Source organism: Streptomyces sp. NPDC041191 (assembly GCF_055591945.1).
In genome coordinates, this window is record NZ_JBVIZC010000001.1 from 646,348 (window position 1) to 666,443 (window position 20,096).

The window sequence follows — 20,096 nt, forward strand, 5'->3', positions numbered from 1 at the left end:
ACCTCAGCCCTCGAAGTAGTTGGCCTTGTCCGCGTAACGGCCCTCCAGGGTGCCGAGGGTGAGGTCGTCGACCGGGTGGGTGTTGATCTCGACTTCGAAGTCCACGGTCTCGATTTCGGTCTGCTGGGCCATGGCCAGCCTCCTCGGTGTCGGTGTGCTTCCTGGGTGGTGCACATCTATGACACCGCTCTCGAACTTCCTTTTTTAGAGCGGCAATTGGTGAGTTCCTAGGGGAAAAGTGGGAAGTAGCAACGCCCCTGGCACCCGGAAACGGGCCCGGGGGCTACCGCAGTGCGGCAGCCCCCGGGTTCGCGTGGCGTCGGACCGGTCAGCCCTCGAAGTAGTTGTCCTTGTCGGAGTCGTTGAACGACTGCCGACCGAGGGTGAGCCCGTCGACCGGGTGGGTGTTGATCTCGGCCTGGAAGTCCACGGTCTCGGCCTGGACGGTCTCGATTTCGGTCTGCTGGGCCATGGCCAGCCTCCTTGGTGTCGATGTGCTTCCTGGGTGGTGCACATCTATGACACCGCTCTCGAACTCCCTTTCTTAGAGCCATAGTTGGTGAGTTCCTAGGGGAAAAGTAGGGAGCATCCGCAGCTCTGCTGGTACCCGGATATGACTTCGGAGGCCGCCGCAGTGCGACAGCCCCCCGGGTTTACATGGCGCCGAACGATCAGCCTTCGAAGTAGTTGTCCTTGGAAGAGATAGGAAGTTTTCAGCACACATCCAGGAGGCTCAGAACGGCCTGTTGGTGGACGGTGTAGACAGCCGGGAGTTCAACGAGGGAGGCGCGTTCATCAACCCCGTGCAACCCCTCGTACGGGACACCGAACCCGGCCGTGGCGGGGATGCCTTCACCGGCGAGGAGGTTGCCGATGTTGGAGGGGCCAGCCGTCTTCGCCCGTACCTCCAGGCCCGCCGCACGCGCTGCGGACAGCAGTGCGGCAGCCGGCTGCTCGTCTTCTTCGAGCCGGAACGAAGGCCAGGCGGCGACCTCGGTGATTACGGTCGGGGCCGGAACGGGCAGTTCGGCGTCGAGCTCGGCGACCACTTTGCGCACCAGCGTCTCGGCGGCGTACGCGTCGAAGGACGGGGTGGTGCGAACATCGACGTTGATGTCAACGCGGTCGGGAGTGACGGAGAAGCCTTCCCCGCCGTGGAAGGCCGTGACGGTCAGCTTCGGCCCCAGCGGGAAGCCGGAGTCGTTCGGGCCGGGAAGTTCGGCAGCATCCAGCAGTCGTACCAGATGAGCAGCACGGGTGATCGCCCCGATGACGGGTCGGCTGGAGCCGGAGTGGCCGGACGGTGCGTGTACGGCGATCGAAGCCCGCCACAGGCCCCGGCCGCCGACAACGACCTCGTCCATGCCGGGGTAGCCGATGATCACTCCGGCCGGGCGTGTGGCCGCCGGGTCGGTGAGGTAGGCGCGGGCGCCGCCGAAGTTGCCGGTGTGCTCGTCGACGTCCAGGAGCACCGCCAGGCCGCCCGCGAACTCGTGTGCACGCGGCGCGAGGTCGGCGGCGATGTGACAGAACATGGCGGCGGCGAGCTTCGAGTCCGCCGCGCCACGTCCCAGCAGCCATCCGTCCCGCACGTCGCCGGAATCCGGAGGGAAGGACCATCGGGTGATGTCACCGTAGGGGGCAGTGTCCACACACGCATCCAGCGTCCACCAGGACCCTCGCCGCCTCCCGGCGATCTCGATCAAGAGCCCGACCAGCGCGCCAGCGTCGTCGTACAGACGACGACGAGGCAGTTTTCGAGCTGCGAGCCACTCCTCCAGAACACCCAGAACGGGGCCGTAGCCGTCGATCCCGCCTCGGCTCGGCCGGCGAACCAGTTCTTGCGCGAGCGCCACCACCGACCACATCCGGTCGTCCTCCCGAGGGCTACCGCTCATGCCTTCCACCCCGATCTTCTATCTGTGGCGCACGGGCAACTCCCGCACGTCTTCCATCGTTCCCAGCAGACGCGCGGCCGCGCATGCCTCCCGGCCGTGATGCACAAGGCCAACTGCGGCATCGCCCTCGAGGAAGATCCCGCAGTCGAAGCCGTCCGCGCTGTGCAGTGACGGCAGCGGCACCACCGCCGCGCGCTCCGCGGCTACGAAGAACCGTTCCAGGGTCCTACCGTGGTCTACGATCCCGATGTTCAGCGTCCGTACGCCACGGCGGCGTACGGACGGGTCGCGCAGCTCCAGCAGCCGCACCAGGTGATCGGCCAGTTCCGGGTGCCTCGGCGGCCCGTAGAGCACCCGGGTGTGTACCAGATCCGGATTCTGTGCCACAGCCGTCTCGATCGCCGCAAGGTACCCCTTCTCCCGGCTTCGGCTACCTGTTACCACCAGGTGCTCCTGCGCGCCGGTCACCACCGAGGTCATCGCCTCTACCAGATCGGCCCACCGGGTTATGAGCGTGCCCTGAGCCTGGTGCAGCGCCGCCTGGACACCAGCGTGGCCGTCTTGATGCGCGAACAGGAACTCGGCAGGCTTGTCGTACAACATGCACAGCCCGCGCCGGTTGCGCAGTCCTGTCCGACGCCGCCCGGTCTCCCACGCGCTCAACGAGCTCGTGTCCGTCGCCCCGCCGGTGATCGCGTTCAGACCCTCAACTGCCTCCTCCAGCGTCAAGTTCTTCTCCAGCCGCGCTCGCTTGAGCCCTGACCCTCCCGCCGTACCCATCGACGCTGCCTCCTCCCGACTCGGCTGTGCTTCCTGATGTTCCAGATCGCTGTGTTGCCGTACGGGCCACGCCCTCTAAGGTTCTTCGTCCAGAGCTCTCAGGAGGCTCTGGACGACGCGGGCCAGGTTCTGGGCCCGGCGGACGGCCACGTCGGCGGTGAGTACGAACGGCGGTACGGGACTCTCCAGAGGAATCCCGAGTCGGCGCCCCGCCTCGCGGAGGAGGTAGTGCACGGTGTCGGTCGGAGCCCTCGTCCGTGCCACGGCTCGCACCGCGTCGCGCATCGCTTCGCCGTGCGCGTTGAGTCGGCCCACCGCCGCGACGGCCTCGTCCACCGACGGCAGCTCGCCATCGGTCCTCCAGGCCAGCACCTCCGCCGAGAGGAGCTTCGCATCCCGGCGGAGCGTGTCCGTCACCTCGGTCATGGCCACCGCTCACCCCACGCTCATGAGTTCGACGGTCGCCTCGTCGGCCTGAAACTCGGCTGCAAGGCGGCGCCTCAGGTCTTCCAGCGCGGTGTCGGCCGGCGGCAGGCCGACCTCGGCGCGGCGCGCGTCAAGTGTGTTCGGGTCGCACACGGGTTCCCGCTCCGGTCCGGAGGGCCCGTTGCGGTACTGGGTGCCGTAAACCTGGGTGGCGCCGCGCTGGAGGTCGCAGCGATCGTGGAGGTGGGCCCACTGCCGAACCGATGCCTCGTTCAGCCGGACGGCCCGGTACATCAGCCGTTCGGCGTGCCGCTGGTAGGGGGGCTGGTTGTCCGCCCGGAGCGCGATCCGCCACGCGGCGCGCGCCCCCGCCTCGCCGACGAGCGCCCACCCGGGCCAGCCGTGGACGTCGGTGATCTGCCGCAAGACCTCCGCGTTCGCGTAGTCGGCTCGGCGGCCTCTTCCGATCTCCGCACCGGAAAGCTGCCCGCGCACCAGACGGGACCAGTGCGCGTCGGCCCTCGCGGCGCGGACGATCAGCTCCTCGGCGATGTCCGGACGGCGCGCGGCGTGCATGATCATGATGCTCCGGGTGTGGGTCAAGGGCGGGATGGTCATTCGTCGCCCGTGAGATCGAGGAGTTCGAGGACGACGGCGGCCAGGCAGGCGGTACGCCACAGGCAGTCCGAGGACGCGCTGGCCGATACCAGGACGGCGGCGCGACGCAGCCGGGTGTGCACCTCGCGGTCGTCCGGGCCCTGTTCGATCAGGTGCACGGTGGCGGCGGCCAGACAGCGCCGGGTGCGCTCCAGGACCGCGGGGTCGGGAGAGATGCGTGCCCTCCACCAGTCCTGGACCTGTTTGCACGTCTTCCGGATGCCGAGGACGCTGAGGTCGGCGTCGGGCGCCGCCACGTCACGCAACCGGTCGACCAGGACATCGGGGTCGGTCGGAAGCCGCATGGGGGAAGACGGTGCGGAACGCGCGGTCGGACGGCCCCCGATTCCCGGGGAGATCGCCCCTTCGTCCTGCATGATGCGCAGCGCCGCCGTGATGTCGGGTGGGGAGGACACGAGGGTGCGTGCCAGCGGAACACGCTTGGGCAGGGGTGTGTTCGGCGGGTAGACGCCGGCCTGGATGAACGTACGCAGGAGGGAGGCGATCTGCGCGGGCCGGTCGTCTTGAGCGGTGACCCACCACTTCCCGGGCGAGGAGAGGGTGACCAGTCCTTCGCCGCGCAGGTCCTGGAATGCCAGTTCGACACGGCTGAAGCTGGAGCGGCCGAGGCCGAGTTCGGCGGCGATCCGGCCGGGCCCGAGCCGCGTGCCGGGCAGGTACGTGCCCTTGGTGATCGCCGCCCGGACGTGGTCGGTGATCACCTTGACGTCCGGTCCTGCCGCCTCCGCCTCGATCAGGTTGCGTAACAGGCAGATCGCAGCGTTTCCCAGGTTCACCAGAGGCGGGACGAGAGCGCCTTCGGTCCCCGGGCGCCGCACGCCGGCGATGCACTCCTGCCAGCGCGTACGGTCCGACGGCGAACCGGCGGCCTGCCGGAGGCGGGTCTCGGCCAGCGGGACCCAGGGCTCCACCAGGGCCCAGACCTTCTCGCGGTCCCGCTCGGCCTGCGAGGGCGCACGGTAGGGGAGGTCCTTCACCACGTGTTGGACACGGAGCAACGCGGAACGCAGCCGCAGGACCGTCGACGGAGCAGGGGAGTCGTCCTCGGCGGTGAGGACGGCGGTCGTGGTGGTCATGACGTTCCGAGGGTGAGAGTGAGCGGGGTGCGGGAACGCAGGCCGAGGTGGCGTACCGCGGTTTCGACCAGGACGAGGACCTGGAGGACGGCCGTCGCCAGACAGGCCGTGCGCCACAGGCGTTCCAGCGGGTCTGCGGGAAGGTCTGCCAGCGCGGTGACCGCTGTGCGGCGCAGGACGGTACGCACCTCCGCATCCGGGGCACTCGCGTACAGCTCGACCACGCGGGGGATGGCGCAGGCGGACGCCGTGACCAGCGTGCGAAAGACGCGTTCCAGGACGTGGGGGCGTGGTGTGTGCCGGACCCGCCACCAGACCTGGGCCTGCTGGCACATCGCCCGTACCTCGGAGAAGGGGAAGGTGATGCCGGTGATCGCCAGGCCGCGCAGTTGCTCTACGCGGGCGCCGAGGTTGAAGGGGCCGGGGTCCAGAGGGAAGGGCAGGTCGGCCCGTACGACCGGCCGGTACGCCGTGGAGCGTTTGAGCACCTTCTCCGCGCCCAGGATGCGCAGGGCGGCGCCGGTGTCCCGTGTGGTCGCGAGGAAGTCGCGGGCCAGCAGCAGACGGGCGGGCAGCGGGGACTGCGGCGGGTAGACGCGGGCCCGGATCAGGGTGCGCAGCCAGGCGGCGATCTGCGCGGGCCGGTCGACAGGACCGGTGCCGCCGGCGACCCAGATGCGCCGGGCGCCGTTGGTGACCGTCGAGCCCTCGGCGGTCAGGTCGCGCAGAGCGAGCCGGACGCGTTCGACCGGCACAGGTGCTTCCGCTGCCTCCGCCTCGTCGGCCAGTTGGAGTGCCGAGAGCGATGTGCCAGGCGGGTAGGTCCCGTCGGCGATCAGCTTCCGCAGACGATCCGCGACCTCCCCGACGCTCGGACCGGGGCGTTCGGCCTCCAGCAGCGCCCGCAGCAGCGCACGGGCGATGGCAGGCGGCTCCGCCGCGTTCGGGACCGGCTCCTGCGTCCCGAGGCACCGGACGTCGTCGATGAGCCGGCGCCAGCGGCGTTGGTCCGACGGCGACCCGGCGGCCAGCCGGTGCCTCGCCTCGGCCAGAGGCAGCCACGGTTCCGCCAGAGCCCAGACAGCCGCGCGGTACTCCGCGCCCCGCGTGCCGGGGCCGGCACTGAACCGGGTGGCCGTCTTCTGCAGCTCGCGGAGCGCCGTACGAAGACGACGTTCCACCGGCTCGTCCTGCTGCACGCCGGGAACGGTGAGGGTGGTGGTGGTCATGCGGATGCTCCGAAGACGGGGGGCATGGAGGAAGGGGGTTCCTGCGGATCGCCGGTCCCGAACCAAGGCCGCCGGTAAGACCCGGGTCGGTTCGAACGGCAGGCACGCGCGGGGATCGGCAAGAGGAAGTTCGATGACGGGGTGGGTACTCCATGTCCAGCGACCGCTGGAGGTGGTCACCGAGAAGTCGAACGGTTCGCCGCGGTGCAGCGCGGTCATGGACTTCCTCGCGGTGGGGTGGTCGCCCAGCCACGCCCACACGCGGTGGAAGGAGTCGCGGTCGAGTTCCGGCCCGATCGCGCGTGCGTCCTCGCGCACCCACTCGACGGCGGTCCGGGCACTGACGGTGGCCCGGCCGTCCGGCAGCGGAAGGGTGCCGGTGTCCACGTCGGCGTGGCACCAGTACGTGCGCGGCAGCTTCATCGTTCCGCCTCCTGCCCGTGCTCGGTGAGGAGGCCGAGCAGGTCGGCGGCGGCCATCGCGAGGCGTCGGAGGTGTGCGCGATCACGGGTGAAATCACCCGTGGGACGGGACTGCTGGGCACGTACGGCCACGGCGCGGCCGATGGCTGCCTCCAGGTTCGGGTACGGGGGCATCCACTCGCGCTTCTTCGCGATGAGGACGAGCCGGTCGAGCATCCGGTCCAGGCGGGTGAGGGCCCGGCCCACCTCGGCCACCATGGCCTCGCTCGGCTTGAACAGGCCGCGCCGTAAGAGTCCGCGCTGCCACCGGTGCGACCACGGTCTGATGCGACCCATCGTGCCGGTCGGCTCGCCGAGGACCGCGTCCAGGTCGTCCGCCAGGTCCTCGTCGTACAAGAAGCAGGTGTCCAGCGAATCGATCGCGCGCCGCGCTTCCGCCGCGAACTTCGTCGGCGAAAGACGCGTGCGGGTGGAAGCGGTGCTCACGCCGCCACCGTCCCGACGTGTTCCGGCTCGTACCGGAAGAGACACCACGTCTCCCCGGTGCTGCACCCCCAGGAGTCCGCGACCGCGTCCACCAGGAGCATGCCGCGCCCAGCCTCGTCGTCCGGGGCGGCCTCCGTCACGACCGCTCGGGCCCGGCTCTCGGCAAGCACGACCACCTTCACGTGGCCGGCCCCCACCGAGAGCCGAAGGGAGACCTCCCCGCAGGCATGACGGATCGCGTTGGTGACCAGCTCCGACACGACCAAGACCACGTTGTCGGAGGTCTCCTCCGGAGCGTTCACCGCCAGCAGGAAGGCCACCGTCGCCCGTCGCATGTCTGCTACGCGTTCCGGCACCGGGAGGAATACGGCCTCGAGAACGGAGGTCTCTTCCGGCCCTATCTCCGGGCTAGGAAGTCCGGCGTGCTCGTCCTCCTGATTCGGTGGACTCGAACGTGGGATGGTGCTTTGGCGCATCATTTCGCTGGCCTCGGCTTCCTCGGTGCGAGGGGGAATCCGCTCGACCAGCGGCTGACACGGCGGTGTTGTGCCTCGTCATGTCATCGCAGGGCCGGGCGGAGGATGGCTTCGATCACCCGGTTTTACCTTCCGTCACAGGAGGCGACCGGGGTTGAGCAGTGAGTAAGAGCTTCGCGAGCCGGGCCGCCCGGATCTACCCCAAGATCACCCTCGGATCTGCCTCAAACGGATGAGGAGATTCCTCAGAACACCCTCTGAATTCCTCGGACTCCTCCAACTACCCTGTTTGCCAGCACCGTTAGAGATCGCTCGTTCTACCGTCGGTGTTGGTGACGCACTGGGCTCTCGCGCCGAGGAGGCACGATGACGACGTACTTCCGAAAGCTGCTGGAGGCTCGGGGTATTGGGAACGCAACGACGTTCTTGCAGTGGTACCGAAGTACTGCGGCAGGGCTCGGTGGCGGGCCCTACGACACCCCGGCGGACAAGACGGTCGAAGGCTGGCTCTACCAGGACCGACGTCCTCAGCACGCCTTCCGTCCGGTAATCGCTGCGATGCTGGAGAGGCCCTTCGAAGAGCTGTGGCAGCAAGTGCCGGAGGGCGACCCCCTCCACGCGCTCGCGGCCCCCGGCACGTCACCGGTATTCGGCCATGCCAACCCCGGCATGACCCCGAGCGACATGAGAAGGACGGGCGCTATGGCAGTCCGACGTGCACGGAAGTACCTTCTGGACAACGACCAGTTGCGAGTGGGAGAGGCCTCTCTGCCACTGCTCCAGGACGAGGTCGCGCGGCTGGTCCGCGACTACCCCCGACGCTCCCTCGGCGAGATCTGGGAAGACCTCCTCAACACTCACGACGAAGTGCTTCACCTGATCGACACCAGGCGGTTCACTCCGACCCAGCTCCGGGACACCAACGTCATGGCCGCTGTCCTCAGCTTCCTCGTTGCCAAGGCGTTCAACGACCTCGAAGACCGCGACCAGGCACGCACGATGAGCCTCGTGGCGGCAGCCTTCGCCAAGGACGCCGAGCACCCCGGCCTCATCGCCATGGTCAACGGCCTCCAGTCCCTCATCGAGTACTGGGCCGACCGGCCCACCGATGCCTTCTTCTACGCCAAGAAGGGCGCCGACAGCGCCACCGGCCTGCGCGGAACCGTCGCGCCCTGGCTCCTGGGACTCCAGGCCCGTGCTGCCGCCCGCATGGGCGATGAGGAGAACGCGCTCCAGGCAATCGCACAGGCCGTCGAGCTCCGCGAGCACGTCATCCCGGACGACCTCGACGAACTCGGCGGACTGCTGACCTACTCCCACGCCAAGCAGCTCTACTACACCGTGGAGGCGGAGGCACTGCTCGGCCACGGCAACGAAACCCTGACCCGACAGGCAGAGGAGGCGGTGTTCAAGTTCAGCAACGAGGAAGCCCCGGACTGGGCCTTCGGTGACCTCGCCGGCGCCCGCTGCAACCTCTCCCTGGTGCGCCTCCACAACGGTGACGTGGAGGGCGCGGCGGAAGCCATCCGCCCCGTACTCGACCTGACCACCCCCTTCCGAAACAACGGCATCGTCGTCTCCACGCTGCGCGTCCGGGATGCCCTGCTGCACAGCCCCGCCCGTACGGCCGTCACCGCGCGCAACCTGCAGGAGGAGATCGCCGCCTTCCCGCCGCAGCGACCCGCCCTCCTCCCGGGCCGATCCGGCTGACCCGATAAGGTGCCCCGGTGACTCCCGTATCGCGCAGTGGACCCCGTCTTCGCCTCCGTGAACTCCAGCACGACGATGCGGGCGCTGTCTTCGCGATCTACGGGAGCGCCGAAGCGACGGAGCACCTTTCGTTCGAGCCGCGCACCGAGGAACAGGTGCGCGGCATCGTGCAACGATCCATCGATTCCGCCCAGGAGACCCCCCGAAGCGAGTACGCCTTGGCCGTCATCGGCCCGGAGCACGACCTGCTCGGCTTCGGCCGGCTGGCTCGCGACCCCCACCAACCCCGCGCGGCCACCATGGGGTTCGCCCTTCGCCCGGATGCCTGGGGACGTGGATACGGCCTCGAAACCGTCCGTCTCCTCCTGGGCCTGGCCTTCGAAGAACTGGACCTGCACCGTGTCTGGGGCGCCAGGGCACCGGGCAACACCGCCTCCGCGCGCACCATGGCCGCTGCCGGGATGGTGGAAGAGGGAACAATCCGTGAACACATCAACAAGGGCGGCCGGTGGCGCGACTCCGTCGTCCACGCCATTCTGGAGCGCGAGTGGCAGGCTGGCCGGGCATGATCACGTCCCGGCGAGAGCCGGACTTCTACGGCACCTCAGCATCCGGCCTCGGCCCGAAGCCCCGGCGACAGCGCGGGTGACTGATCGGCCACTCCGCCGCCTCCTCCACGGTGCGCAGTGTCCGGGCGGCCTTGTCCGGGTCCTGGTGTGAGGTCCACCCGCAGTCCAGGCCGTCGAAGACCTCGACCACGGTGACGCCGGCCTCGCGCGACCGGTTGAGGGTTCCGGCGTTGTAGGCGACGGCGGACTTCGTGAGGGTGGCGGCCTCCGCCCAGACGCGGACCGGCACCCGGGAGCCATTGCGGTAGACGACGTGAGCGAGTTTGTGGTCGGTGGCAAGGCGGCGGGCGAGGTTGCGTGCGGCCTGCTTCGCCGTCATGTTCCCCGCCGTCAGCAGCGGCACCTCGCGGCGGCCGGCCTCGCGCACCGCGCGGTAGAAGCGGTCGGCCATCCGCTCGGCCTCCTGGGAGCGGCGCAGGAAGTCGGCGTAGGAGTCGGAAGCGAGCGCCTGGAGGGCATCGCGGTGAAACAGGGTCCAGGTGAAGGAGGCGTCCAGGGCCTCGGCGGCAGCCCGCGCGCCTTCCTCGTAGAGGTGCGGGAGCTGTCGCCGGACGAACTGTCGGGCCTCCTCGTCCACACGGCGCCGGAAGTCCGCGACGGCCCGCTTGAACTCCTCCAGGACGGCCGTAGTGTGCACGGCGCGCGGGTTGTCGGCGAGCTGGGTGAGGACGGCGCGCTGCTTGTCGGCGAGGCGCTGCCAGGCGTCGTCCAGAACGGCGGCGACCCGCCGCGCGATCTCGTCCGGGTCGCCCGGAGTCAGCGGCGGCCACTCGTACGGCACCGCCCTACCGTCCCCGGCGGTAGGACACCAGGGGCGCGGTGACGAGGTCGACGCTCGCCTCCCCCGGGGCCGGATCATCCGGAGCGACGAGATCGGCGAGGCCGGCGAGCTGCCGTTCGAGCCCCGCCAGGTTGTTGCTCTGGTCGATGGTGACCACGCCGTCCACGGTCATGCGCAGCGGGTCGGCCAGCAGCGCAGCGCGACGCTCGGCGAGGACTTCGGCGGCGACCGCGCGGGCCCGGCCGAGCCGCGCGTACCGGGTGATGAGGTCCTGCTCGTCAGTGGCGGCGCCGAGCTGGGCGCGCAGCCAGGCCAGGAGGATCGGGTCCATGAGTACTCCGCTGGATACGGGTGCCCGCCCGCACCCGGGGAGGGGCACGGGCGGGCGGAAGTGGGTTCAGGCGCCGGCGTCGGCGGTCTTCCTGCGGCGGGCGGGCGCCGGGCGCTCCGGCTCAACGGACGTCTCCTCGTCCGCCGTCGGCTCCGGGGCGTCCTCCCAGGCGCCGGGGTGGGTGATCAGCTCGGCGACCGGCCCCTCGGGCTCGTCCCCCGGCAGGAGGATGACCGGCTCGAAGGTCTCCGGGTGCGTCAGGTGCACGGCAGCGGCCAGACGGCGCCCCATTACAGCACCTTCGCCACGAGGTGGGCCCGCGGGTCGTGCATGACGGGCATCACGGAGGCGTTGACCTTGGTCCAGATGCGGACCGGGTCGGAGTCCACGTCCCGGGTGATGACGATGCCCGGAGCCTCCTCCTTCTCGATCTCGGGGTTCTTCCCCGAGGACAGGACGATGGAGTCTGCGTTCAGACCCCACTGCACGTTCGCCCACTTCTGCCGCTGCGGCGGGATGTAGATGTACCGGTCATCGGGGATCGGCTTGACCCACGTGCCGTCCACCCGGACCTGCCCCTTGTAGATCCGGAACGGCGGCAGGCCGAACTCGGCGCGCACGCTGTTGACCTGGCTGGGGGTGAGCGACTTGGTCGGCGTCGTCGCCGGGTTGACCGCGTTGTAGTACGCCGCCCGGTAGGCGTTGTTGCCCGCCCAGGTGTTCACCACGCGCCGCGAGGTCAGGGCGAACTCGGGGAAGGGCGAGCCGATGTCCTCCAGGTACTGGAGCCAGGTCAGCTCGTCGCGGATCGGGTCCGAGGTGGGGTCCGACCACACCTTCGCGGCGTTCGGCAGGTTCTCGGGCGGGACGCCGAAGTCGACCTCGGTGATGTAGTTGTTCTCGTTGACGGTCAGCTTGCCGTCGAGCAGAACGTCGGCGGCGGCCAGCTCGACACGGCCCTTGGTCGCCTCCGCGTGCCGCTCGGTGTCGTTGTAGAGGTTGGTCACCAGCCGCTCGTCGTCCGCACCGCGCTGCATCTCATCGAGGATGATCTCCTGCTCGGTGACCGTGAGCTTCTGCGAGATGACCGGCAGGCCGCCTTTGCGGGTGGTCTCCCACGCCTCGCGGGTCGCCAGCGGCGCGGAGGCGTCGTAGGCCCGGAACTTCGCCGCGTTCACGTAGCGGCCGGAGTCCTTGATCTCCCACAGGGTGCTCTGGAGCTTGAGGGCGGGGAAGACCGGGCTGTCGCCCGTGGTCAGAGTCCACTCCGCCGGCGTCGGTACCGCTCGGGCGAAGACGGTCAGGTCGCGGGTGGTGACGTTCTTGATCAGGTCCTGGAGGGACATGGTTCAGCAGCTCCCTACACGTACCGGATCTGGGCAGTGGTGGTGGTCACGTCGGCGGGGGTGAACCCGCCGGGGACCTTCGCGGCGCGTACGGTTCCGTGCCACAGCAGCGCGACGGGCACCTTCGTGGCGGTCGGCGCGAACAGCGTCTCGGCGAAGACGTGCCCGGCGAGGACCTGACGGCCGTCGGTGGCCGTCTTGTCGAACGGCCCGAACAGACCGGAGGCGGTGATCTTGCCGACCGGCACGCCCGACTTGAACAGGCTGTAGGGCTGGCTGGAGTCGGCCGACGGCACGTAGTGCGTGCCGGGGGTGAACTTCGAGATGTCGAGAGTGATCGTGTCGGTGTCGTCGGTGCCGTGTCGGCCTCCGAGCCACTCCACGTTCGCCGTGACGCTGCGCTGCGTCGTGATCGGCTGAAGCATGACGGTGCCCCTCCCAGGGGACGCGATGGCGGGTCTCCGCGCGCTCACCTCCTGGTGGCGCCGTCCACGAACTGGAAGGGGCGTGGTCCCCGTGTCCGGCTTTGTCCCGCCGGTGGGAATGGAGAGGGTCAGGCGGTGATGTAGCCGCGCTGGCGGGCCATGTCGAGCCCGGCCGAACCGGGCTTCGGCGGCGTCACTCCCCGCGGGGGCGGGCCGCCGGCGGGCGAGCCGCCCGGCGCGGGCGGCGCCGTCTCCCGGGCCTGGCCGAACAGCTCGGGACGCCGCTCCTTCAACTGCTCGGCGGCCGAGACGACGGCCTCCTCGTCGGCGTCGTCCTGGCCGTCCAGGGCCCGGTCGATCAGGAGGACCGCGTCGTCCAGGTCCTCGCCGACGGCGCCGAGCCCGGCCAGGGCCGCCCGCCGGATTGCCGCACGCTCCCGAGAGGCGGCCTGCGCCTCGCGGGCTTCGGCCGCCCGCAGCTTCTCCTCGGCGGCCTGCTCGCGGCGTTCGATCTCGGAGAGCGCGGCCCGCTCGGCATCCCGGGTCGCGGTGACGAACTCCGTCAGCTTCTCGGTATCGCTGAAACCGAGGCCGTCGAGGAGCTTCTTCACCGCCGCCCGGCCGCCCTGGGTCTTCTCCCGGGCCAGCAGCCGCGACAGGTCGTCCTGCGTGACAGAGCCGGTACCGGGACCGTCGTCGGGCTTGTTCGGGTCGTGCTCGGGCGAGGCCCCCAGAATCGGGTAGATCGGCCGCCCGTCACGGCGGTACCCGACCGGAGCAAGCGGGTTGGGGAGCGAAGGGCGCGTCATGCGTGAACCATCCACAGGTCTCCAGCGCCCCCGCGCCGATGATCAGCTTAGCCTTTCCCCGACCGGGACGGCCTCGACGGCCTACCCGAACGGTCCTTCCGTGGCGAAGCGGTCCGCCGTGCTCTGGAAGATCTCGGCCTGTTCCCGATACTCGTGAGCGAAGACGGGGTCGGCGGTGAATAGTTCCCGGTAGATCGCGGCCAGGTTCCGGCAGGAAGCCACGACCCTCACGTTGACCGGGTGATCGACGCCTCTTTCGCCGTGGCCTTCCCCAATGTCTTCCTTGGTCAGCTCGTTGAGGGCGTTCCATGCCTCACCGCGTTCCTCTAGGGCCTCGGTGAGTGCCTTGTGCAGGTCCGCGACACGATCACGCTGGTACGCCTCGTACTGGGCCGACCCAGGGAAGCGGGTCGCGTCCAACCCATCGGTGACCGGGTTCGCCGTACCGGGGTTCTCCCGGGACGCCCACTCGTCAAGGCTCCTGGCGAGGGCCGGTCCCGGCACGCCAGCGCGGTTGCGCCGACCGTCCTTGACCCAGGTCAGCACCGCCTCGTTCCAGTGCGAGCGCACGGTGAGTTCCCGGACCTTCTCCGGGGAGAGCCCGCGCTCGCGTTCCGCGACGACGGCGGCGTTCAGCAGTTCCTCGGCCAGCCTCAGCAGTTCCTTCGCCTGCGTGATCAGCGAACCTGGCTTGGGGTCGATCTCGACCGGAACCAGGGCTGCGGCCTCCTGGGCCAACTTCCTGGCTTGTAGAGAGAGTTCGAGACGGGCTTCGTCACGGGGCGACAGTACGTCGGGCTGCGTATCGGTCATGTCACCCACCGTAGAACTGGCCTCCTCGGGCTGTCAGCCGATCCGCCCGCTTCCTCCGACCGAGAGGCGGCAGGTGTCCGCCGCTTCGACGGCGCCTCACCTCGGCGGGTCCGGCAGAGGTACGCGCCCGATCTCGGGGTCCGCTTCGGGCAGCCCCAGGTAGTTCCGTACGACCGCGTTGTCCCCGGTGGCGTCGGCGAGGCGGGCGGCGGCCTCGAAGGCACGGGACTGGATGCGCTCGATCTCCACCTGTGCGTTGTCGATCGGGTATCCGGCGTCGATGAGCATCTTCACGCCGGTCTCCACGGACAGGACGCCGGCGCCGACTCCCTTGACCACCTCGTCCAGGACGGCGGCGCGGTCGGTGGGGGTGTGCGGCCCCCACATCAGGCGGGCGGGCAGCGATTCCCCCGCGGGCCATCCCTCGGCGTGCCCGGCCTGGTGGAGCCGCTGCACCATGCGCAGCAGGACGGCGTACTTGTGGTCGCGGGCCAGGCGCATGGCGGAGATCAGCGAGTCCAGCGGGCCCAGGGCGAGCTGGAGGGCGTAGCCGGAGGGTAGGGCGGTGGGGTCGAGAGTGCCCAGGCCGGCGGCGGTGAGCCGGGAGTTCGCCGCGATGCGGTCGATGAGGTGATCAACCCGGGCCCGGAGTTCGGCGAGCTGCGCGGAGGTATCGAGGACGTCCATGCTGCCGTTGTCGTTGAGCTGCCACACCGTTCCGGCCCTGACCTTCACCGGCAGCGGTTGTCCGGTTGCCCGGTCGATGGGCAGGCGCGCCCCGGACAGACCGATGATCGGGGAACCGGTCGTCGCGGAGGCCCCCGAGCTGTCGGTGTCCGTGGCCGACAGCTCGTCCAGGCCCTGGAGGACGGTGGCGATGGTCGGCTTGCCCCAGTGTTCGCCGCTGGTGGGAATGGAATTGGTGATATGGACCAGCGGAATGAAGTCGCAGCGCAGGTCGAGCCGGTCGAGGACTTCGCCGTCGGAGCGGACGCGGTAGGTCGCCTTGTGCAGCGGCAGGTCGTAGAGCAGGTCGGCGTGGTGGAGGTCGTCCAGGTCCCATTCGGCGTCGGTGAGGTAGCAGGTCCACGGGCTGGGCCGGTTCGGCGCCCACGGGTAGGTGCGGGTGATGACGCCGCTGTCCGCGTCGAGTTCGTCGCCCCCGACGAGGACCGGTGTCCCGTCCTCTCCATACAGGAACTCGCGGACCGCGCCTCGGCCCTTGGTGGTGGTCCGGCGGCTGGCCGGGCCGATCGGGGCGAGCTCGTAGGTGATGCGCCGTACGCGGGTTTTCAGGCCGCGGCGCTTGTCCTCGGGCAGTTCCCACGCCAGGTGGACCCGCATCGGGAACTCGGCACCGTCCTGCTCGCCGTCCTCCGGCCACTCCGGGAAGTACAGGCCCGGGTCCCAGGTACGCAGCAGGACGCGGCCCTTCCCCGGCTCCCACGCCAGGGTGTAGACCCCGTCGCCCAGGAGGATCGCGTTGCGCTCCGTCTGCTGGATGCGCAGCGGCAGCAGCTCCTTCTCCGCCCACGCCCGCAGCCGCTCCTGCACGGCGCGCGCCGCGGCGGCTTCCGGGGACGGTTCGTCGTCGGCGTGCTCGGCGCCGGCCACGCTGATGGTCTGCTCGGAGCCGAGGAGGTAGCCGAGCGCGGTGTCCACGATCTTCGACGGGTCGCCCAGCTCCCGGCGCTCGGTCCCGCTGTCGTCGTCCCCGCTCAGCGCGGCGAGCTGCCCGGCCTGGTTGGAGTCGTAGGCGGCCAGCAACCGGTAGGCCGCCAGGCGGCGCAGGTCCTCGTCGGGAATCCACGACGAGGTCAGGTCCGCCCAGGCGTTCCGCCCCGGCCGTCTCGGGTCGGCCATGACCGGCTTGTAGTCCAGCCAGCTCCAGGCGTCGGTGATCAGCTCGCGCAGGCCCACAGTGCCCCTCCAGGCAGTCGGCCCCGCGCCGATGATCAGGTTACGCATGAACGTCGAGGCCGGCCGCAAGCCCAGCAGTCTGTCCGCGCCGCCCTGTCGAGCGAGGGGTTTCAGGCGGTGGTGCGGTTGTTTTGGCGTGCGGCAAGTGCGGTGTCGGCGCTGGGAAAGGCGGGCAGGAAGGTGTCCATCCCGGTGACGCTGAGCAGGCGGCTCAGCCGGTCGGGGACGGCCGCCAGGGTCAGCGAGCCGTCGGCGTCCTTGGCGCAGCGCCAGATGCCGACGAGGGCGCCCAGTCCCGAGGAGTCGCAGAAGGTGACGCCCGCCAGGTCGGCGACCAGATGGGGGTGGCCGTTTGTGATGAGCTCGAGGGCGCGGGCCCGTACGGCGGGCGCGGTGGCAATGTCGAATTCGCCGGACAGTGCGATCACGGCCAGGGTGCCGTCGGTGTGCGGGACGTCGATGTGGAATGCATCGGTCATGGGCGTCGGTTCTCCTGCCCGACGGAGGCGTCGGCGATCGGGGCGGCGGCGCTGTGAGCGGTGGTGGTGATACCGGCGGGAGCGGCATCGGGGGTGGGGACGGACAGGGCCAGCAGCGCCACGTCGTCGCGTTCGGTGTCGGGAAGGGTGTCCAGGAGTGCGACGGTGTCGTCGATCAGGGCGCCGGCAGCGACCGGCGCCGGTCGCTGGGCCAGGAAGTCGAGCAGGCCCGTGTCGGCGAGCATGTGGCCGTCGGCGGTACGTGCCTCGGTCAGACCGTCGGTGTAGAGCAGCAGTCCCTGGCCGGGTGCCAGGTGCAGGGTGCGTGAGGCGAAGGTGGCTTCGGCGAACGCGCCGACCAGCATGCCGCCCTTGGCGCGGACCGCGTCGACCCGTACACCGCCGTCTTCGGTGGGGCTGAGGTGGTAGGCGGGCGGGTGGCCGCCGGTGGCCAGCGTGACTGTGAAACCGCCGTCCCGGTCTGGATCGAGCAGGCCGAAGATGGCGGTGCAGAAGCGGGTACCGACCGCCGCGTCCAGCAGCAGCGCCGTGTTCAGGGCCTTGAGCGCGGCCGTGGGGTCTGCGTCGACGAGGGCTGCGGCCCGCAGCGTGTAGCGGGTCAGTGAGGTGACCGAGGCGGCTTCGGCGCCCTTGCCGCACACATCGCCCAGGAAGAACGCCCACCGGTCCCCGTCGACGGGGAAGACGTCGTAGAAGTCGCCGCCCACTTCCTGCGGGGAGGCGGTCTTGTAGTGGCAGGCCAGCTCCAGCCCCGGTACCGCGGGCAACGCGGGAGGCACCAGGGTGCGCTGCAGGGTGGAGGCGAACGCGGCGATGACCGCCTTGTCCCGCTCCGCCCGCTGCCGGGCCTCTTCCTCCGCCTGGCGTTTTTCCTGCTCGACCTTGCGGCGCTCCTGCTCGGCGCGCACCGCGTGCAACGCCGACAGCCGCAGCTCCAGCTGGTCGCGGACCACCGCCGCCAGGTCCGCGAGCGTGGCCGAGTCCGCCTCGCTGATCTCGCGGGGGCGGGTGTCGAGGACGTTGACCGTGCCCAGCCGGTACCCGTCGGCGGTGATGATCGGAGCGGCCGCGTAGAACCGTACCCCCATCGGGCCGGCGACCAGCGGGTTGGAACAGGCGACCGGGTCGAGCAGGGTGTCGGGGATGACGGTGGTGTCATCGGTCAGGACCGCCGAGGCGCACAGGCCCGGATCGCGGCCGATCTCGGTGACACCTTCCAGTCCGTGCGTGGCCTTGAACCAGATCCGGTCCTCGTCCACGATCGTCACCGTCGCCACCGGCACCTCGAACAGGCGCGCCGCCAGCGCCGCGACCCGGTCGTAGGCGCCGTCCGGAGGGGTGTCGAGAATGTCGTAACGGCGCACCGCCGCCAACCGCGCCGCCTCAACAGCAGGTCCGCTCGGTGCTATCGCAGGCTGACTCGCTTGCTCCGGCATAATCCTCGTCTCATTCATCCCCCCCAGGAGGTGCCGACCAGGCAGTCGGCACCCAGGCACTGTACCGACATGCCTCAGCACACCCGGCCCGACGGCGAGCTGCGCGGAAACAGCCGCAACCGGGCGCAGTGATCACCGATAGGCGAAACGCGACGGCGTTCGTGGTGCACCGGTTCGTCAACCGCTGCCTGCTGGTCGACCTGAGCGCGAACCCGGACAGGACGCTGCAGCACCCCGGTCAGGTTGGCGGAGGTCTGCCAGCGCGAGGATCTGGCGGGCCTGGTCGCCGCAGACACCCCACTCGGACCGGAACAGGCCGCCGCCCGGCTCCGGGTGAGGAGGGTGGAGTCCGACTGGGTGGTCAAGCTCAAGTGGATCCGGGCCGCGAAATGGGCGGAAGTGCGGTTCGGTACGTCGCGGGCCGGGGTGGTCCAGGCCCCGCTCCACCGCGCCGCCGACGTCGACACCCTGCCCGCCGCACACCCCGAGATCGACTGGGCAGAGCGCCGCCAGGTCGGGAAGGGTCGGCGCTCACCCCTCGCCGCGCTGCACCCGAAGACGGGGGCGGCGTCGGTGTAGGGGCCGGGCAGGCAGAGGAGCGGGCAGCCCGGGGTTCCCGGGCGGCCGCCCCTCTGGTGTGCCGGGCGGAGGGCTCGATACCTCCATCCGGGCGGCGGCCCGGCCCACCCGAACGGCCTAACGGATGCTGTCCCCGGTGGCCGGCATTCCCTCCTTCGGAGCAGTCTGGAGCCGAAGGCCCAGTCCACGCGGTTCCATGATCAGCACTCCGATTCGGGGGACGTCATGGCCATGGTTGTCCTGCTCCTGCCGGTTTTGATCGTGTTCATGCTGTTCGGCATGGACGCCCTGGAGCACTTCCTGTTCTCCCGGCCCACAGACCCGCCGCAGACCGGTGCGCCAGAACCCGTGAACCGCGACTGAACCACGGCCCCTTCCTCAGGAGAACACCGCGCACCCCCGCCCGGCGGCCGCGCGGAACCCGCCCCGGCCTTCCGTACCGAAAGCCGACCGGACGAACCGCAGCCGCGATGGACCGGCCCCACCCAGAAGAGCGGTCTGCGCGCCCTGATCCGCCTGCGCCGAGCGGCGGGACGAGAAGGACCGACACACGGCCGCTCGCCGCGCTGCACCCGAAGACGGCGTCGGCGCAGGGACCGGGCAGGTGAAAGGGGCGGCCACCCGGGTTCCCGGGCAGCCGCCGCTTCCTGGTGTGCCCGGCGGGTCAGGTGGGGGTGGAGGAGGTCAGGACGGGGTGGTCGACGTGGTGGTGCTCAATGTCGACGCCGTACGCGCCGCCCCACACCTCCCAGACGAGCCGGCCGGCCGTCTCGGCAGCCGCGACACTCCGGTGACGGCCGCCCTGGCACGCCACCGTGAGCCGGACGAGACGGCCGACGGGCACTTCGTCGGCCAGGGCGCGCAGCTGGACGGCGGTCCGGTTGATCAGGGTCAGGGCGCCGGGGGTCTTGAGGACGTGGGCGTAGACGTCGTCGTCCAGGCCGGTGCGGTAGCGCATCGTCGGGTCGTCGGCAGGGTTACGCAGGACGTGGCTGAGATCGAAGTAGAGGCCGTCGGCGACGAGGTCGTGGGCGCCGTCGTGACGGACGCCGATCGAGGAGACGACGGCGGCGACCAGGCCGCGTCCGGGAAGGTGTGTGGTCTGCATGCCTCCACCCTCGTGCCGGTTCAAGACCTTCGGAAGGAGTTGTCCGTCTTACCTTCTTGGTGGGTTCGAACTGGTCACTCGTACGATCGGCGGAGCCCAGGGGCTCTGGGTGTGGCTCGTTGTCTGTTGCAGTTGGTATGGCTTACTGATCTTTTCGTTAGTTGGGTGGGGTTGGCGGGTGGAGGGTGAGGCCGGTGTGGGTGAGGAAGGACCAGGGCAGTTGGGGGTTGGTGTTGAT

25 protein-coding genes are annotated in these 20,096 nt (G+C 70.1%); 4 read left to right on the forward strand and 21 right to left on the reverse strand.

The genetic code is table 11. From position 1 onward, the window contains the following. Positions 1–3: 3 nt before the first annotated feature. From ACZ6AQ_RS02955 to ACZ6AQ_RS03000, 10 genes are all read right to left on the reverse strand, one after another. A complete protein-coding gene (locus tag ACZ6AQ_RS02955; protein ID WP_468757012.1) occupies positions 4–132 on the reverse strand; it encodes a hypothetical protein in 129 nt (42 codons plus the stop codon). Positions 133–328: 196 nt separating this feature from the next. Continuing rightward, positions 329–472 (reverse strand): hypothetical protein, encoded by a 144-nt coding sequence (locus ACZ6AQ_RS02960; RefSeq protein WP_468757014.1) that lies wholly within the window; start codon positions 470–472, stop codon positions 329–331. A 241-nt stretch (positions 473–713) separates the two neighbouring features. Next, positions 714–1,898, reverse strand: a complete 1,185-nt coding sequence (locus tag ACZ6AQ_RS02965; protein WP_468757074.1) for a M20 family metallopeptidase — start codon at positions 1,896–1,898, stop codon at positions 714–716. A gap of 18 nt (positions 1,899–1,916) precedes the next feature. Beyond that, positions 1,917–2,627 carry an XRE family transcriptional regulator gene (locus ACZ6AQ_RS02970; RefSeq protein WP_468757015.1) on the reverse strand — a complete coding sequence of 237 codons (711 nt, stop codon included), beginning with the start codon at positions 2,625–2,627 and terminating at the stop codon, positions 1,917–1,919. A 126-nt stretch (positions 2,628–2,753) separates the two neighbouring features. Beyond that, entirely contained in the window at positions 2,754–3,104 is a 351-nt protein-coding gene (locus tag ACZ6AQ_RS02975; RefSeq protein WP_468757017.1) for a hypothetical protein, read from the reverse strand. A 9-nt stretch (positions 3,105–3,113) separates the two neighbouring features. After that, the gene (locus tag ACZ6AQ_RS02980; protein WP_468757018.1) at positions 3,114–3,707 is read right to left on the reverse strand and encodes a DUF6624 domain-containing protein; all 594 of its coding nucleotides are present in this window, start codon (positions 3,705–3,707) and stop codon (positions 3,114–3,116) included. Positions 3,708–3,718: 11 nt separating this feature from the next. Further along, positions 3,719–4,858, reverse strand: coding sequence for a hypothetical protein (locus ACZ6AQ_RS02985; RefSeq protein WP_468757019.1), 1,140 nt, complete (start codon positions 4,856–4,858; stop codon positions 3,719–3,721). Then, complete coding sequence (locus ACZ6AQ_RS02990; protein WP_468757020.1) at positions 4,855–6,510, reverse strand: hypothetical protein; 1,656 nt, start codon at positions 6,508–6,510, stop codon at positions 4,855–4,857. Before ACZ6AQ_RS02990 ends, ACZ6AQ_RS02985 begins: the two co-directional genes overlap by 4 nt. Next, positions 6,507–6,995 carry a hypothetical protein gene (locus tag ACZ6AQ_RS02995; RefSeq protein ID WP_468757021.1) on the reverse strand — a complete coding sequence of 163 codons (489 nt, stop codon included), beginning with the start codon at positions 6,993–6,995 and terminating at the stop codon, positions 6,507–6,509. Before ACZ6AQ_RS02995 ends, ACZ6AQ_RS02990 begins: the two co-directional genes overlap by 4 nt. Continuing rightward, entirely contained in the window at positions 6,992–7,474 is a 483-nt protein-coding gene (locus ACZ6AQ_RS03000) for an ATP-binding protein (RefSeq protein ID WP_468757023.1), read from the reverse strand. The genes ACZ6AQ_RS02995 and ACZ6AQ_RS03000 overlap by 4 nt, the downstream gene beginning before the upstream one ends. A gap of 699 nt (positions 7,475–8,173) precedes the next feature. Here ACZ6AQ_RS03000 and ACZ6AQ_RS03005 point away from each other — a divergent pair. Both ACZ6AQ_RS03005 and ACZ6AQ_RS03010 read left to right on the forward strand, forming a co-directional pair. Next, a complete protein-coding gene (locus ACZ6AQ_RS03005; protein WP_468757024.1) occupies positions 8,174–9,181 on the forward strand; it encodes a hypothetical protein in 1,008 nt (335 codons plus the stop codon). Positions 9,182–9,198: 17 nt separating this feature from the next. Then, positions 9,199–9,750 carry a GNAT family N-acetyltransferase gene (locus ACZ6AQ_RS03010; RefSeq protein WP_468757025.1) on the forward strand — a complete coding sequence of 184 codons (552 nt, stop codon included), beginning with the start codon at positions 9,199–9,201 and terminating at the stop codon, positions 9,748–9,750. A gap of 25 nt (positions 9,751–9,775) precedes the next feature. On the opposite strand, the gene ACZ6AQ_RS03015 is transcribed toward ACZ6AQ_RS03010, so the two are convergent. The 10 genes from ACZ6AQ_RS03015 to ACZ6AQ_RS03060 all read right to left on the reverse strand — a co-directional run bounded on the left by ACZ6AQ_RS03015 (position 9,776) and on the right by ACZ6AQ_RS03060 (position 18,099). After that, positions 9,776–10,591 (reverse strand): phage minor capsid protein, encoded by an 816-nt coding sequence (locus ACZ6AQ_RS03015; protein WP_468757026.1) that lies wholly within the window; start codon positions 10,589–10,591, stop codon positions 9,776–9,778. Between the two features lie 4 nt (positions 10,592–10,595). After that, the gene (locus ACZ6AQ_RS03020; protein WP_468757027.1) at positions 10,596–10,922 is read right to left on the reverse strand and encodes a hypothetical protein; all 327 of its coding nucleotides are present in this window, start codon (positions 10,920–10,922) and stop codon (positions 10,596–10,598) included. A gap of 66 nt (positions 10,923–10,988) precedes the next feature. Next, positions 10,989–11,213: a hypothetical protein gene (locus tag ACZ6AQ_RS03025; protein ID WP_468757029.1), complete on the reverse strand. Its 225-nt coding sequence runs from the start codon at positions 11,211–11,213 to the stop codon at positions 10,989–10,991. After that, complete coding sequence (locus ACZ6AQ_RS03030; protein WP_468757030.1) at positions 11,213–12,268, reverse strand: major capsid protein; 1,056 nt, start codon at positions 12,266–12,268, stop codon at positions 11,213–11,215. The genes ACZ6AQ_RS03025 and ACZ6AQ_RS03030 overlap by 1 nt, the downstream gene beginning before the upstream one ends. Positions 12,269–12,282: 14 nt before the next feature. After that, positions 12,283–12,693 carry a head decoration protein gene (locus ACZ6AQ_RS03035; RefSeq protein WP_468757031.1) on the reverse strand — a complete coding sequence of 137 codons (411 nt, stop codon included), beginning with the start codon at positions 12,691–12,693 and terminating at the stop codon, positions 12,283–12,285. Between the two features lie 128 nt (positions 12,694–12,821). Next, positions 12,822–13,502: a hypothetical protein gene (locus tag ACZ6AQ_RS03040; protein ID WP_468757033.1), complete on the reverse strand. Its 681-nt coding sequence runs from the start codon at positions 13,500–13,502 to the stop codon at positions 12,822–12,824. Positions 13,503–13,583: 81 nt separating this feature from the next. After that, positions 13,584–14,315 (reverse strand): hypothetical protein, encoded by a 732-nt coding sequence (locus tag ACZ6AQ_RS03045; RefSeq protein WP_468757035.1) that lies wholly within the window; start codon positions 14,313–14,315, stop codon positions 13,584–13,586. Positions 14,316–14,411: 96 nt separating this feature from the next. Further along, positions 14,412–16,283 (reverse strand): hypothetical protein, encoded by a 1,872-nt coding sequence (locus ACZ6AQ_RS03050; protein WP_468757037.1) that lies wholly within the window; start codon positions 16,281–16,283, stop codon positions 14,412–14,414. 62 nt (positions 16,284–16,345) lie between these two features. Next, entirely contained in the window at positions 16,346–16,714 is a 369-nt protein-coding gene (locus tag ACZ6AQ_RS03055; RefSeq protein WP_468757038.1) for an STAS domain-containing protein, read from the reverse strand. Continuing rightward, the gene (locus ACZ6AQ_RS03060) at positions 16,711–18,099 is read right to left on the reverse strand and encodes a PP2C family protein-serine/threonine phosphatase (RefSeq protein ID WP_468757039.1); all 1,389 of its coding nucleotides are present in this window, start codon (positions 18,097–18,099) and stop codon (positions 16,711–16,713) included. Before ACZ6AQ_RS03060 ends, ACZ6AQ_RS03055 begins: the two co-directional genes overlap by 4 nt. 315 nt (positions 18,100–18,414) lie before the next feature. Between ACZ6AQ_RS03060 and ACZ6AQ_RS03065 the strand changes: the two genes are divergently transcribed. Together ACZ6AQ_RS03065 and ACZ6AQ_RS03070 are read left to right on the forward strand one after the other, a co-directional pair. After that, complete coding sequence (locus ACZ6AQ_RS03065; protein ID WP_468757040.1) at positions 18,415–18,750, forward strand: hypothetical protein; 336 nt, start codon at positions 18,415–18,417, stop codon at positions 18,748–18,750. A gap of 225 nt (positions 18,751–18,975) precedes the next feature. Beyond that, positions 18,976–19,113 (forward strand): hypothetical protein, encoded by a 138-nt coding sequence (locus tag ACZ6AQ_RS03070; RefSeq protein ID WP_468757042.1) that lies wholly within the window; start codon positions 18,976–18,978, stop codon positions 19,111–19,113. A gap of 301 nt (positions 19,114–19,414) precedes the next feature. On the opposite strand, the gene ACZ6AQ_RS03075 is transcribed toward ACZ6AQ_RS03070, so the two are convergent. Continuing rightward, the gene (locus ACZ6AQ_RS03075) at positions 19,415–19,858 is read right to left on the reverse strand and encodes a RapZ C-terminal domain-containing protein (RefSeq protein WP_468757043.1); all 444 of its coding nucleotides are present in this window, start codon (positions 19,856–19,858) and stop codon (positions 19,415–19,417) included. Between the last annotated feature and the right edge of the window lie 238 nt (positions 19,859–20,096).

Coding starts and splice junctions, on each gene's coding strand:
- ACZ6AQ_RS02955 (WP_468757012.1), bottom strand. CDS start 132: ATGGCCCAGCAGACCGAAATCGAGACCGTGGACTTCGAAGTCGAGATC.
- ACZ6AQ_RS02960 (WP_468757014.1), bottom strand. CDS start 472: ATGGCCCAGCAGACCGAAATCGAGACCGTCCAGGCCGAGACCGTGGAC.
- ACZ6AQ_RS02965 (WP_468757074.1), bottom strand. CDS start 1,898: ATGAGCGGTAGCCCTCGGGAGGACGACCGGATGTGGTCGGTGGTGGCG.
- ACZ6AQ_RS02975 (WP_468757017.1), bottom strand. CDS start 3,104: ATGACCGAGGTGACGGACACGCTCCGCCGGGATGCGAAGCTCCTCTCG.
- ACZ6AQ_RS02985 (WP_468757019.1), bottom strand. CDS start 4,858: ATGACCACCACGACCGCCGTCCTCACCGCCGAGGACGACTCCCCTGCT.
- ACZ6AQ_RS02990 (WP_468757020.1), bottom strand. CDS start 6,510: ATGAAGCTGCCGCGCACGTACTGGTGCCACGCCGACGTGGACACCGGC.
- ACZ6AQ_RS03000 (WP_468757023.1), bottom strand. CDS start 7,474: ATGATGCGCCAAAGCACCATCCCACGTTCGAGTCCACCGAATCAGGAG.
- ACZ6AQ_RS03005 (WP_468757024.1), top strand. CDS start 8,174: ATGGCAGTCCGACGTGCACGGAAGTACCTTCTGGACAACGACCAGTTG.
- ACZ6AQ_RS03020 (WP_468757027.1), bottom strand. CDS start 10,922: ATGGACCCGATCCTCCTGGCCTGGCTGCGCGCCCAGCTCGGCGCCGCC.
- ACZ6AQ_RS03025 (WP_468757029.1), bottom strand. CDS start 11,213: ATGGGGCGCCGTCTGGCCGCTGCCGTGCACCTGACGCACCCGGAGACC.
- ACZ6AQ_RS03030 (WP_468757030.1), bottom strand. CDS start 12,268: ATGTCCCTCCAGGACCTGATCAAGAACGTCACCACCCGCGACCTGACC.
- ACZ6AQ_RS03035 (WP_468757031.1), bottom strand. CDS start 12,693: ATGCTTCAGCCGATCACGACGCAGCGCAGCGTCACGGCGAACGTGGAG.
- ACZ6AQ_RS03040 (WP_468757033.1), bottom strand. CDS start 13,502: ATGACGCGCCCTTCGCTCCCCAACCCGCTTGCTCCGGTCGGGTACCGC.
- ACZ6AQ_RS03045 (WP_468757035.1), bottom strand. CDS start 14,315: ATGACCGATACGCAGCCCGACGTACTGTCGCCCCGTGACGAAGCCCGT.
- ACZ6AQ_RS03050 (WP_468757037.1), bottom strand. CDS start 16,283: ATGCGTAACCTGATCATCGGCGCGGGGCCGACTGCCTGGAGGGGCACT.
- ACZ6AQ_RS03055 (WP_468757038.1), bottom strand. CDS start 16,714: ATGACCGATGCATTCCACATCGACGTCCCGCACACCGACGGCACCCTG.
- ACZ6AQ_RS03070 (WP_468757042.1), top strand. CDS start 18,976: ATGGCCATGGTTGTCCTGCTCCTGCCGGTTTTGATCGTGTTCATGCTG.
- ACZ6AQ_RS03075 (WP_468757043.1), bottom strand. CDS start 19,858: ATGCAGACCACACACCTTCCCGGACGCGGCCTGGTCGCCGCCGTCGTC.